Genomic DNA, 13,348 nt, shown 5'->3' with positions numbered 1-13,348 from the left:
TGTTTATATTAATTAGAGCTACTTTTTTAGTGGCATAAGGGTATATTATTTTTTTCTGCGTCCACTCCTAAATACAAATGCATCTTCATAAAACTCAGCGTTTTTATTTTCATCCCAAAAATGTGGAATACCAAGAATTGGTAACGGTGATAAATCTCTAGGTTGGACATTGTCTTTCTCTAACCACTCTGCAACTTCTATAGTCAAACGCTTATCTAAATAGCACATTCGTTCTGTCATGGTTAATTTAAAAAAATCTGCCTCTACTAAAACGATTTTACAATGGCTACAAATGGGTTTACGAGGTTCAACCAACTGTTCAAGTGTGGCATGTCCAAAAATATAAACCGAGCTATTTGCATTTTTAATTGTATGCAGCTTTAATGGATTATCCCAAGTATCTCTTGATTTAACTAAGCAGTGTTGCCAGTCAAAGTTTTTTAATGCCTGGGCAATTGATTCCTCACTCGTGACAAAAATGGCACCACATTCATCAAAAATGGTAATGGCATCTCTTACTCGTCCTCTTGCATTGCTAATACCATCACGAGCAATTTGCAGCGACTGGTAACGGTTGAGCATTGCTTTGGTTTTCGGAAAAGTAAACCAAATCCAGGCATTAAATAAATCATGTAGGTTATCACGGGTTGGTATTTGTCCAGTTTTGGCGATGTGTGCTTCGTATGCTTGGGTGTTAGGCAAACTATCAAAATACGCCTGAGTGATAAATTTGGCAGGTTTATCGGCACCCGTTAGTATACTTTTATGGGTTGATAGTAATTGGTTAAGTGTAGCTGCTAAACTTAACTTCTGGGAGTCATCACTTTGTTTAATTTTATAAAATTGGGGTGTTAAGATATTTTCTTGTAAGTGAGCATGCCAAGGAGCAGACCAATTTATATGATTTATTTCATCAAATATATAGGGCATATGTGTTCTCAAAATGGTAATAAAAAATTAGTTTTGTTGTTATACTTACAGCATATTTTACCTTATCGTAGTGATGGTTGTTAACACTCTATGTTGTTATTGATAATACTTTTATACTGCTTGTGAGGTGGTTATGGATGTTAAAAAATTAGTTATGTTTCTTCCTTGCTTATTGCTTTTGGCTTGTAATCAGTCAACTTTTGCCAATAAACAAGCGGATGATACAAAAACAGGAGTTAGCAATCGTGCAGAGATATTACCAAGTGCGACTTTAAAGCACCTGCTTGCGATGCCACAAATATCCCCCTTATTAGGAGAAACAGGAGAGCAAGTTATTGATCAAAACAAACCAACTTTGGTTAAGTTTTGGGCAAGTTGGTGTCCTTTGTGTTTATCAACGCTTGGTGAGGTAAACAATTTAAGAGACGATGAAAGATTGCAAGCGGTTAATTTGGTAACCATTGCCAGCCCCGGTCAATTAAACGAACAGACGTTAACAGAGTTCACCAAATGGTATCAAGGTGTGCAGGCAGACTATCCAAATTTACCTGTTTTAATTGACGATAAAGGCGTGTTAATTAAAACTTTTGGGGTGCAGGTTTACCCAAGTTGGGCTATTTTAGACAATAAAGGTAATTTAGTGAAGTTAGTAAAAGGCAATTTAACTGAGCAACAAGTTGTTGCCTTGGCTGACTATGCCAATAATAATTTTAAAGAATTTAAAAATAACCAAGTAGTATCACAACCAAAATCTATACTTAATGAGTCATATAATGAGAAAGGAACTAAAATGAATACAAAAACCATCTATTTAGCAGGCGGCTGTTTTTGGGGAGTCGAAGCCTATTTTGAGCGCATTGATGGTGTGATTGATGCGGTTTCTGGCTATGCCAATGGTAATGAGATACTTAACCCAAGTTATGAGCAAGTGATTGCAGGATCTGGGCATGCTGAGACAGTTAAAGTAACCTATGATGCCGATAAAATAGACTTAAATACCTTGCTTAAGTATTATTTTAGGGTTATTAATCCAACCAGTCTAAATAAACAAGGTAATGACAAAGGGGTTCAATACCGTACAGGTATTTATTATAGCGATGCTAATGACAAAGCGGTTATTGAAGACAACTTAAATAAGTTGCAAGCTCAGTTTGATGAAAAAATAGTTATAGAAAATCAACCTCTTGAACATTTTTTTGAGGCAGAAGAATACCATCAAGATTATTTAAGTAAAAATCCAAATGGCTATTGTCATATTGATATCAGTTTGGCGGATAAAAAAATTGAGCCTGAGCCATCTAACAATACAAACCTGTTGAATAAGCTAAATAAAGCTACGACTATAGAAGAAGGTTTAAATGCCAGCCGCTATCAAAGCTTTAAAGGTGTTAACTTAAAAGATACGCTTAGTGATGATGCTTATGACATTACTCAAAATGGGGCAACGGAGCGAGCCTTTACTCATGAATATGATCATTTATTTGAAGATGGTATATATGTGGATGTGGTAAGCGGTGAGCCGCTGTTTTTATCTAATGATAAGTTCAATTCTGGTTGTGGCTGGCCAAGCTTTACCAAACCAGTTGATCCGCAAGTGATTACTGAACATGCTGATAACAGCTATAACATGAAGCGAGTGGAAGTGCGTTCTCGTGTCGCAGACGCTCATTTGGGGCATGTATTTGAGGATGGACCAGTTGATAAAGGTGGTTTGCGTTATTGCATTAATGGCGGTGCGTTGCGATTTATCCCTTACGAGCAAATGGATGATTTGGGCTATGGGGTTTTAAAAGAATTGGTTAAGTAAAAAAGAGGTCTGCTACGTAAAACTAGTCCAAAATAAAATAAGGCTGGTTAACTTATGGTGTATTTGGTGCAATTATCCAAAAGCATTAAACTCTCGACATGTTTCATGTGAAACAATAGCAGACCATCTTTTTTTAAAGTTTATATAACAAAAGTAGAATTTACATGTGTTTAAATTTTTCCTAAGTAGTTTTGATAAACTCGATAACTTGCTTACATAAAATATCCCAAAGTTTTGATTGTGCCGATAAACTGCCCCACGCATTGTGTGGGGTAAAAAAGACTCTTGGGTGATTGGCAATTTGTTGTAGCGGATCATCAGCTGTCATCGGTTCAATTTCAAAAACATCGCTGGCGTAGCCAAACACGGTACCACTTTTAACCGCTTGTGCCATTGCTGTGCTATCGACCACACCGCCACGTGCGACATTAACAATTAATGGCTTTTTACTCATTTTGCTAATGGTATTTGCATTAATAAGGTGTTGAGTTTTGTCTGTTAATGGGCAGTGCAACGTCAACACATCAGCTTGTTCCAATACGGTTTCAAAATCTATATAATCAGCATTGCGTGGGGGATTCCCTTGACGTTCTGCGATGAGTACCTTCATCCCAAATACATTGGCGATTTCTGCCACGCGTTTGCCAATAGTGCCCATGCCGATAATACCCAGCGTTTTACCTTCTAAATCATAAATAGTTTCATCCATCAGACAAAACTTATTTGAGTCTATCCAAGGGCTTTTTTTGCTATGACTAAAATTAGTTACTGTTTGATGATAATGGCGACTTGCTCGCATGGCGTTGAGCATGAGCATAAAGGTATGCTCTGGTACGCTTTTAACGGCATAGCCTGCGATGTTTTTTACTGTTATACCTAGCTGTTCGCATGCTGATAAATCGACATTGTTCATGCCTGTGGCGGTAAGCTGGATAAGCTTTAGTGTTGGTAGTTGTTCAAGAATGGCACGATTTAGCACCACTTTATTGGTGATAATAATATCTGCATCTTTACAACGCTGGATAATAAAAGCATCGTTTTGCGTGGTGCTATCAAATACTTGATAGTCAGTAATGCCATCAGGTTTTGGGAGCGCTACCTCTGTAGAAAAGGTAGAACGATCTAGGAAGACTGCTTTCATAATTTATCCTTTTTTAAAATATTATTTTTGGGTGAGGTAGAGTAAGGTAAGTTGGATATTTTTCGTTATTAATTAAACTATATAGAGCTTTATCCACGCACACGCATCATTGAGGAACTATTAAGTAGCCTCATTTTAACTTATCTAACACGTCATTATTACACAAAAACCTGTTTTACAATTATTTTAAAGTGATAGTATTGATAGGTGGTATAGGCTGTATGAAACGCTTTAATAGGTTTTATTAAGAGTTGTATGATGTATTATTGAAACTGATGTTAACAAAAATGCACTCAGCTCATTTTTATGGTTAGGATAACTAAAATATGAATATTAAAAACTTGTTATTAGGCTTGTCTTTTGTTGCAACAGCGGCAAATGCCAGCGATATTATTGATTTTAAAAACATTAACACACTTGAGGGATGGCAGGTTGTTAACGATGGTGTGATGGGGGGAAGGTCTGCTGGTTACTTGGCTAAAAATGCTGATAAACAGATTGTTTTTTCTGGCAATGTGTCTTTAAAAAATAATGGTGGATTTACCTCTATCCGTTATCGACCCCAGCACAGTCTTAGTACCACCAACAAGCAAAAAGTGATGATTCGTCTTAAAGGTGATGGAAAAGATTATCAGTTTAGGCTTAAAGGCAGTAACAAACAACGCCATAGTTATGTTGCCCATTTTTCTACAAATGGCGATTGGCAAGAGATACAAATTGAGTTATCTGATATGTATCCTTCTTTTCGTGGTAGAAGGCTTGATATTGGCAATTTTAAGCATCCACAAATTGCAGAAATGGGCTTTTTAATCGCCAATAAAAAAGCAGAAGACTTTAAATTGATTATTGATTGGGTTAAATTGCAGTGAATGTAAACTAACGCTGATAGAATGCTTACAATACAATCATTTTTTTTGGTTGTAAGCGCCCATTTGCTTCAAGCAAACCTAAGCCAACAAAATCGCCGGTATGAGATAATAAACGAATATCGACTTGGTTTGTTGCATCGTCACCAAACAAGGTCAAAATATCTTCATTAAATTGTTGATGCACATTTAAACGTTGCCCCAAACGCAAACGCGAAACCTGATGGTCATCGAGGGTGAGTGTTGACATATTACCAAGGCAAGCATCGATGCCTTGCAGATGTTCAAATCTGTCGTTAAATTCTAAGCCTTCTAGCTCATCAATGGTTATGGCATCACTAATATCAAAATGCCCTGTAGCGGTGCGTCTGAGCATAGTTAAGTGCCCGAGTGTGCCTGTGTCTAAGGCTTTTGCAATATCCTCACCAAGTACACGTACATAAGTCCCCTTTGAACAGGTGACATTCAACAAAAGCTCGTTATCGCTGATTTTATCCAGAGTTAACTTTTTAATGCTAATAGGGCGAGCAGGGCGGTCGACTTCTTTGCCTTCTCGGGCATATTCATACAATTTTTTGCCATTTTTTTTAAGGGCAGAATACATGGGTGGTATCTGCATGATATTGCCAGTAAATTGTACAGCTGTATTATCTAAATCTTGCTTGGTAAAGGTAGGAATATTTGCAGTAGCTATGATTGCGCCTTCAGCATCGCCTGTGTCGGTTTGCTCGCCAAGCTTGATGATGGCTTGATAGGATTTGTCGGCATCTAACTGATAATGGCTAAATTTAGTAGCTTCACCTAAACAAATAGGCAAAAGTCCAGTTGCCATAGGGTCCAGGGTGCCTGTATGCCCTGCTTTTTTGCTGTTGTGCGCAGCAGATTTAAACAGATATTTAACTTTAGATACCACTTGTTGAGAGGTCATACCTTTGGGTTTATCAACAAGAAGTACCCCAGATACTTTTAGTGTTTGTGATTGATTCGCCATTTAAATTCTATTTAGACTCAGGTTGGTTAGCAGTGTGTTAATCAAGCTGATTTTGTTCGTTTTCATCAGTTTGACGAACAGCTTTGCTGATTAAATCCATCATATAATTACCATGAGCGGTTACTTCATCATAATGGAAGCGAAGGCGGGGGGTTGTGCGAGTTTTTAACGTATGGCTTAGTTCTGTACGTAAAAAGCCTGCGGCTTTATTAAGTACTTTGATGCTATCAGCATGGGTGTCTTTATCCATGTCTTGTATTGAGTCACCCACTTGCGCTTCCATGATGGTGACGTAGATATCGGCATAGCCTAAATCTGGGCTAACTTTAACGCCAGAAATGGTTACAAAACCTGTAAGGCGAGGGTCATTAATTTCATCACGGATGAGGACGGCAAGTTCATGCTGGATTTGGTCTGCCATGCGTTGTAAACGTTGGTTCATGTTTTGTCCTTATTTAATTTTTGTCATTATTGCTAGTGTAGCACTTTCGTATAAAAATAAAAAAGACCTAGACGTTAAGTTAGGTCTTTTTTTGCTTATTTTACAATTACAATTGGCGTTGTACTTCTTGGATATTAAATACCTCAATTTTATCGCCAGCTTGTACTTCGTAGCCCTTAACTGCAAGACCACATTCCATACCAGCACGTACTTCATTCACATCGTCTTTAAAGCGGCGTAGTGATTGCAATTGACCAGTAAAGATGACTTTATCATCACGCAATACACGGATTGGTTTGTTGCGGTAAATGGTACCTTCTGCAACCATACAACCAGCAGCAGCACCAAACTTACTAGAGCGGAATACTTCTCGTACATCAGCAATACCCAAGATTTCTTCACGATGCTCTGGTGCTAGCATGCCACTCATGGCAGCTTTAACATCATCAATTAAGCCATAAATAACACTGTAGTAGCGGATATCTATGCCTTCGTCATCTGCTTTACGGCGACCTGCGTTATCGGCACGTACGTTAAAGCCAAGCAACACAGCTTCGCTTGATTCTGCCAATGTAACATCTGACTCAGTGATAGGACCAACGCCAGAGCTAATGACACGTACTTTCACTTCATCGGTTGATAGCTCATCTAACGCATTGATGATGGCTTCAAGCGAGCCACGTACATCTGTCTTTAAGATGATGTTTAGGGTAGAGGCTTCTTCTTGACCCATTGACGCAAACATGTTTTCTAGGCGCATCTTGTTTTGACGTTCTAGTTGTTGTTCACGCTCACGGTTAGCTCGGAATGCGGCAACTTCACGTGCTTTCTTCTCATCAGAAACAACCAGGAACTCACTACCTGCAGATGGTGCTTCTGGTAAACCTAAGATTTCTACAGGGATAGAAGGACCTGCTGATTTAATACGTTGACCATTTTCATCATTCATGGCACGCACTTTACCGTAGTGCTCACCAGCCAGTATTAGATCGCCTTGTTTTAGTGTACCTTTTTTAACCAAGATACTGGCAACGGCACCACGACCTTTTTCTAGCTTAGATTCAATGACAACACCTTGTGCAGCACCTTCAGCTGGCGCTTCAAGCTCCATAATCTCGGCTTGTAAGCTAATAAGCTCTAACAGCTCATCAATACCTTGCCCTGTTTTAGCAGAAACTCGTGCCATTGGTGTGTCGCCACCCCAATCTTCAGAAAGGATTTCTTTTGTGCTTAAGTCGGTTAACACTCTATCAGGGTCGGCAGAGTCTTTATCAATTTTGTTGATCGCAACAATGATAGGGGTGCCAGCAGCACGTGCATGGTCGATGGCTTCTTCGGTTTGAGGCATCATACCATCATCGGCAGCGACAACAATTACCACAATATCTGTTGCTTGAGCACCACGTGAACGCATTGCTGTAAATGCGGCATGCCCTGGGGTGTCTAAGAAGGTAATAACGCCCATGTCTGTTTTCACATGGTAAGCACCAATGTGCTGCGTAATGCCACCGGCTTCACCAGAAGCAACTTTTGACTCTCGAATTTTGTCAAGCAATGAGGTTTTACCATGGTCAACATGACCCATAATGGTAACCACAGGTGGGCGAGTTTGTACATTTTCGCCACGCTCGTTTACAGACTCTTGTAAGTCATCTTCCACTTTGGTATCACTAACATGAATCGGGTTGTGTCCCATTTCTTCTACCACTAGGCTAGCGGTTGCTTGATCAATGGTTTCACTTTCTCGTACCATTTCACCCATTTTCATGAGTAGTTTGATAACTTCTCGTACCTTAACCGCCATTTTTTGTGCCAAGTCTGATACAACAATTTCTTCACCAATCTCGACATTATGGATGATTTTTTCAACAGGTTTTTCAAACTTATGTTGGTTAGCCTGAGAAGATTTTAAGCCACGTGTTTTGTGCTTAAGTTGTTGTTCTTCTTGATTGCGACCACGGCGACGACGGTTGCGACCATTTGAATCTTTATTAGTACCACGTTTGATTTCACGGCGTTCCTTTTCAAAAGATTCTTCTAATGCCTGGCCAACCAGACCTTCTGCTAACGGTTCATCTTTGCGTACTTCGGCAGCAGGGGCTTTATCGGTTGAGTATTTGCCAGCCATTTCGCGCATTTTTTCTAGCGTACGTTTTTGAGCCTCTTCGGCTTGTTTACGGCGAGTCTCTGCTTCCATTTGCTGTAAGCGAGCTTCTTCGGCTTCACGTGCTTCGCGTTCTTTACGTGCTTTTGCGCTTTCTTGTTTTTTAGGCTTAGCTACTGCTTTTTTCGTATCTTTTGCTTTAGTCACTTCTGTTGTTTGGTTGTTTTTATCTTTTTTAACAACAACACTGGTAGCAACTTCGCTTTTTATATTGGCATCTGACTTTTTGGCTATGCTTGCCTTCATTGCAGCAAGTGTTGCAGCCTGACGCTCTTCTGCCTCTTTCTTAGCAGCTTCTGCTTTGCGAGCTTCTTCTTCAGCCTTTGCTTTTGCCTCGGCAGCTGCTTTTTCTGCTGCTGCTTTTTCTGCTGCAATTTTTGCAGGGTCGGGCTTTTCAAAAGTCATTTTTTTGCTACGCACAACGTTAACGCTTTTTGCTCTACCAGAAGTGCCAGTAACACGTGCTGTGCCCGTCGTTTTAGATTTTAGGCTAATACGGCTTTTTTGTTGCTGTCCATGACTTTGTTTAAGATAAGCAAGCAGTCGCTCTTGCTCGCTTTTAGAGACGAGGTCGTCTTCGCCACGAGCAGGCAATCCAGCATCGACCAGTTGTTGCTGTACAACACTGACGGTCTTGCTTACCATCTCTGCTAATTGTTTGACGGTTTTATCTGCCATTAATATTACCTACTGTTTAAATATAAAATGTTTTAATTGAGTGAGATGACCTTTATTGCCCTCTCTCTGTTGTTTTTGGCTTGTACACGTTCAAATGTGTATTATTCATCAAACCAAGATTCACGGGCTTTCATAATTAACTGACCCGCAGTGGCTTCGTCTAAGCCTTCAATATCTTCTAAATCAAATACAGCCTGTTCTGCTAAATCATCGATAGTAATGACATCGCGCTCGGCTAATTTATATGCCCAAGCGGTGGTCATGCCTTCTAAAGCAAGCAATTCTTCACTTGGTTGTTTCATGTTTTCTTGCTTAACCAGCTCATCTGCAATAGCGGCAGCTTTAGCACGTTCTTGAATCATGTCGATTGCATCATCGTCTAGCCCTTCAATATCGTAGAAGGTCTCGGCAGGAACATAGGCGACTTCTTCAATGGTAGTAAAGCCAATTTCTACTAAAGCTTGGGCAAGATCTTCATCTACTTCTAAGCGTTCGTAAAATAGCTCAACAAATGCTTTATTTTCGGTTTCTTGTTTGGCTTGATACTCTTCTTCAAGCATCATGTTTAGTTTGTAGCCAGTAAGTTCTGACGCCAAACGTACGTTTTGACCTTGTGAGCCAATTGCACGAGCCAGTTGGTCATTTGTAGCAAAAATAATGTCTGCCGTTTTTGTATCTTCATCAAGTACAATACTGCTTACATCAGCAGGTTCTAATGCGCTGATGATATATTGTGCAGGATCGTCAGACCAAACAACCACGTCGATGCGTTCGCCGTCTAATTCTTGCTGAACGGCTTGGATACGGGTACCACGCATACCAATACATGCGCCAACTGGGTCGATGCGATTGTCGTTTGTTTTAACAGAAATTTTTGCACGTGTACCAGGAAGACGAGCAACATCACGAATGTCGATGACTTCTTCGGCAATTTCTGGTACTTCTTTTTGCATAAGCGCAACCAGCATATCTGAACTGGTACGAGATAAAAGCAGTTGAGAACCACGATTTTCTCGGTTAACTTCTGCTAAAATTGCGTTAATGCGAGTTTTAACACGCAGCTGTTCACCTGGCAACACTTGGTCACGTGGTAAGTAGCCTTCTGCTTTATCACCAAGATCAACAATAAAGCCATCACGAGTTTGTTTTTTGATTTCTCCATACAGCATGTCGCCGATACGGTCTTCATAGGCATCAGCAATTAAGGCACGTTCTGCTTCGCGGATTTTTTGGATGATAACCTGTTTTGCTTGCGTGGCAGCAATACGACCAAATTCGATAGAAGGGATTTGTTCTTCTTTTACATCGCCAATTGCCCATTCACTTTGGTCTAAGTCGGTAATAGCAAGCTGTTGAGCTGGCATTTCGTGGTCTTCATCTGCCACAACTGTCCAAAAGCGGTAAGTGTCGTATTCGCCAGTTTTGCGGTCAATCGCAACACGAATCGCTACTTCTGGTTGGTCTGTGTATATTTTCTTTTTTGTTGATACAACAAGTGCCTGTTCAATTGCCTCAAACACGTCTTCAGGGTTAAGACCTTTTTCGTTACTGACGGTTTCTACAACTGTTAAAATCTCGCGACTCATGAGTTACCTGCTCGTTAATTAAAAAACTATCTTAAGATAGCGATTGGGTTAATGTTAAATTAAACTAAAAATGTTTTTTGTAAATAATCTATAACGATTATTTTAATAAGTTATTTTATACCAATATAAATTTCTATTGTATTGTTGCCAATATACTTTTCAAAATCAACATCGTATTTTCTACTATGTTGGCAATGTGTGCTTGTAAAATAATCCCAAACCTCGCCCCATGCGTCTATCACAGCTTGGGGCATACTGCCTTGTTTCTTAAAAACAAGATATGCACCTGTTGGTAGGGTAATGGTTGGCAGTTCTGACTCTAAACTTTTTTCATCTACTGCCAAGCAAGCAGTGACATCAAATTTGCCATTCACATCACTTTCGTAATTGTGATACACCCCATAAATTTGGGTTGAGTCATTTATCTTGTTACCAAACTGGTTCTGAAAAGCTTGCCATAGGCTAGCAATTTTTGCTGGGCTATTTTCTTGCCCTGCGGTCATTTCTTCTGCATTGCTGGTACGAACCGTAATACCTTGGCAATTTATTGCTTCATTTAAGCTTGTTTTCATAAATTGTACTTGGTTCATACTTTGCTCTTTAAATAGCGTTAGTCTATTGATACACCAAGTTGGCTTTATCAATATTGTTTAAGTCAATTTGGTAGGTTGCTTCTTCGTTGGTGAGTTGCAACTGTTTATCGTCAATGCTGTCTAATTTGCCGCTAACTTTACGACGTTTGCCGGTTTTGTCTTCTACTGCATGAATTAATCGTAAGTCGATGTTTTGTCCTGTATAGGCATGCATTTGCTCAGCAGAGAAAAAAGCTCGATCAAGACCAGGTGAAGAGACCTCAAGTACGTATTCACCGGCAATGGGATCATGTACTTCTAAAGCGCCACTTACTTGGTGGGTTACTGCGGCACAATCTTCAATGGTAACTTGCTGTGAATCTCTGTTTTCTGCTAGGGTTTCGATATAAATGCGCAATAAAGAACGACGACCCTGTGGCAAAAACTCAACACCCCAAAGTTCTACACCGCATGCAGCAACGGAAGGTGCGATTATTTTAGTTAATTCGGTAACTTTAGTGGATAGTTTCAATTTAATTGTCCATCTTTTATCGAATAAGTTATTAAATAAATATTAAAAAGTTGATATTTTTGTGTATGTTAGCCAATAAAAGCATCACAAAACAGCTTGTATGAACACCCTTAAACTATAACATAAATAGAAGATAGCATGGTGGTTATACAAACATACAGATACAAAAAAACCCACAGACAAACTGGTGGGCTAAATCATATTGAATTACTAAAAACAGCTAATTCAATCAAGACTATAAAATTGGTAGCGGGGGCTGGATTTGAACCAACGACCTTCGGGTTATGAGCCCGACGAGCTACCAGACTGCTCCACCCCGCATCAACTTAGGGTGCGAATTATATATAGTGTGATATTTTTTGTCAAGCCTTATTTGATTTATTTATTAAACTTTATTTTCGATAACAATGTTTAGCCATCATATGAGGCTAAGAACATTCATAAACGGCAAATTTTTTGTTATAAGCAACTAGGTGTACCTGTTTAAAAATTGGCAATAGGTGCGTGTCATAACTTAAATGTTTATTGGCAACTAAAATAAAGCGACCGCCATTTTTTAAAACACGGCGTACCTGCTTAAACAGACCGAGAGAAACTTCGATGTTGTTTTCATGCTCAAAATGGAATGGTGGGTTGGATACCACTAAATCAAAGTAATCGTTTTCGATTTTATCTAAGCTGTCATCCCAAAGGTATTTTGCGTTAATACCAGCCAAATTTAACTTAGCAGACTCAACGGCAAGGTTAAAGTCATCTGTTAAGGTAAATTCGGCATTAGGATTTTGTGCTGATAACGTTTTGGCAATGACACCGTTACCGCAGGCAAGGTCTAAAATTTTGTTTTCTTTATTTTTAACCATTAGGTTAATGCCATCAAACTGTTGCAATAAAAATTGGGTGCCAATATCGATTTTATCTGCCGAAAACACACCAAAGTATTGCTGATAATTGGTTTGGTTAAACGTTATTTGGTTAATAAATGAGCCGTAATCTACATGACTTTTTGGTTTTTTTAGTATCAAGAGTCGTGCTTTTTTCCAAGCCTGAGATTGTTCTATCTCATCAAAATAGCATGCGGCAATTTTTAATAAAGAGTTTGCAAAATATTTGGTCATAAAACAGCAGATTACTTGTGTGTCTGCTGTTGCACCTTTGTGTACTTGTGCCAAAAACAGCTCAAAAAGTTCTAATGATTTTGGGACTTTGATTAATGCAACTTCTACGTTTTTTAGTGTCTCTAGTGGGCTGATGACATCAATCGTATCATTTAAATTGTTTGCCAATAAGTTTTGAGTGATTGCTTTTTGTTGGCTTGTATAAGTGACAACAGTTTTAATTTGTTTAAAACCATTGTTTTGTTGATGGGTTTGACCGTTTAATAGACAATTCCAAACCCCAAAGCGGTCATTACATAAGACAATTTGGCTGGATTGCAGTTGTTGCTCAAATAGATAATTGGTTGCCAATATCTCGGCATTGCTCCATGCCCGTAATGATTGGTCGTCAGTAGTGGGGTAGCGTTGCAAATGATAATTGTGGTTATTGTAGTTTAAAGTTTGCATAGTTAGTGTGCTTAAGATAAAAAGAAAGATTAATTAATGGGCGGGATGGGATAAAGAATATCGAGGAAGGCTTGATA

At 39.2% G+C, this 13,348-nt stretch carries 11 protein-coding genes and 1 tRNA gene; 2 read left to right on the top strand and 10 right to left on the bottom strand.

Going from position 1 to position 13,348, the window contains the following annotated elements; genetic code table 11:
• Window positions 1-45: 45 nt before the first annotated feature.
• Window positions 46-930 (bottom strand): DUF3025 domain-containing protein, encoded by an 885-nt coding sequence (locus tag VH441_RS06870; protein WP_434352913.1) that lies wholly within the window; start codon window positions 928-930, stop codon window positions 46-48.
• A 133-nt stretch (window positions 931-1,063) separates the two neighbouring features.
• On the opposite strand from VH441_RS06870, the gene msrAB reads away from it, so the two are divergent.
• Entirely contained in the window at window positions 1,064-2,737 is a 1,674-nt protein-coding gene (gene msrAB / locus VH441_RS06865) for a bifunctional peptide-methionine (S)-S-oxide reductase MsrA/peptide-methionine (R)-S-oxide reductase MsrB (protein ID WP_434352912.1), read from the top strand.
• Window positions 2,738-2,918: 181 nt separating this feature from the next.
• On the opposite strand, the gene VH441_RS06860 is transcribed toward msrAB, so the two are convergent.
• Window positions 2,919-3,878: a D-2-hydroxyacid dehydrogenase gene (locus VH441_RS06860; protein WP_434352911.1), complete on the bottom strand. Its 960-nt coding sequence runs from the start codon at window positions 3,876-3,878 to the stop codon at window positions 2,919-2,921.
• Between the two features lie 326 nt (window positions 3,879-4,204).
• Here VH441_RS06860 and VH441_RS06855 point away from each other — a divergent pair, with 326 nt between their 5' ends.
• Window positions 4,205-4,747 (top strand): CIA30 family protein, encoded by a 543-nt coding sequence (locus VH441_RS06855; RefSeq protein ID WP_434352910.1) that lies wholly within the window; start codon window positions 4,205-4,207, stop codon window positions 4,745-4,747.
• A 25-nt stretch (window positions 4,748-4,772) separates the two neighbouring features.
• Here the strand turns inward: VH441_RS06855 and truB are convergent, their stop codons facing one another.
• The 8 genes from truB to VH441_RS06815 all read right to left on the bottom strand — a co-directional run bounded on the left by truB (window position 4,773) and on the right by VH441_RS06815 (window position 13,271).
• Window positions 4,773-5,735: a tRNA pseudouridine(55) synthase TruB gene (gene truB / locus VH441_RS06850; protein ID WP_434352909.1), complete on the bottom strand. Its 963-nt coding sequence runs from the start codon at window positions 5,733-5,735 to the stop codon at window positions 4,773-4,775.
• Between the two features lie 37 nt (window positions 5,736-5,772).
• Window positions 5,773-6,177: a ribosome-binding factor A gene (locus VH441_RS06845; RefSeq protein WP_434352908.1), complete on the bottom strand. Its 405-nt coding sequence runs from the start codon at window positions 6,175-6,177 to the stop codon at window positions 5,773-5,775.
• A 106-nt stretch (window positions 6,178-6,283) separates the two neighbouring features.
• Window positions 6,284-9,019, bottom strand: coding sequence for a translation initiation factor IF-2 (gene infB, locus VH441_RS06840; protein ID WP_434352907.1), 2,736 nt, complete (start codon window positions 9,017-9,019; stop codon window positions 6,284-6,286).
• 101 nt (window positions 9,020-9,120) lie between these two features.
• Window positions 9,121-10,605: a transcription termination factor NusA gene (nusA, locus tag VH441_RS06835; protein WP_434352906.1), complete on the bottom strand. Its 1,485-nt coding sequence runs from the start codon at window positions 10,603-10,605 to the stop codon at window positions 9,121-9,123.
• A gap of 110 nt (window positions 10,606-10,715) precedes the next feature.
• A complete protein-coding gene (locus VH441_RS06830; RefSeq protein WP_434352905.1) occupies window positions 10,716-11,195 on the bottom strand; it encodes a GyrI-like domain-containing protein in 480 nt (159 codons plus the stop codon).
• 25 nt (window positions 11,196-11,220) lie between these two features.
• Window positions 11,221-11,709 (bottom strand): ribosome maturation factor RimP, encoded by a 489-nt coding sequence (rimP, locus tag VH441_RS06825; RefSeq protein WP_434352904.1) that lies wholly within the window; start codon window positions 11,707-11,709, stop codon window positions 11,221-11,223.
• Window positions 11,710-11,953: 244 nt separating this feature from the next.
• A tRNA-Met gene (locus VH441_RS06820) sits at window positions 11,954-12,030 on the bottom strand.
• Between the two features lie 107 nt (window positions 12,031-12,137).
• Window positions 12,138-13,271: a class I SAM-dependent methyltransferase gene (locus VH441_RS06815; RefSeq protein WP_434352903.1), complete on the bottom strand. Its 1,134-nt coding sequence runs from the start codon at window positions 13,269-13,271 to the stop codon at window positions 12,138-12,140.
• Window positions 13,272-13,348: the final 77 nt, after the last annotated feature.

It is taken from the genome of Psychrobacter sp. HD31 (genome assembly GCF_051097895.1).
Taxonomy (GTDB): Bacteria; Pseudomonadota; Gammaproteobacteria; order Pseudomonadales; family Moraxellaceae; genus Psychrobacter.
The sequence above is the reverse complement of the archived record's forward strand: the minus strand, read 5'-3'. Positions and strand labels throughout refer to the sequence as shown.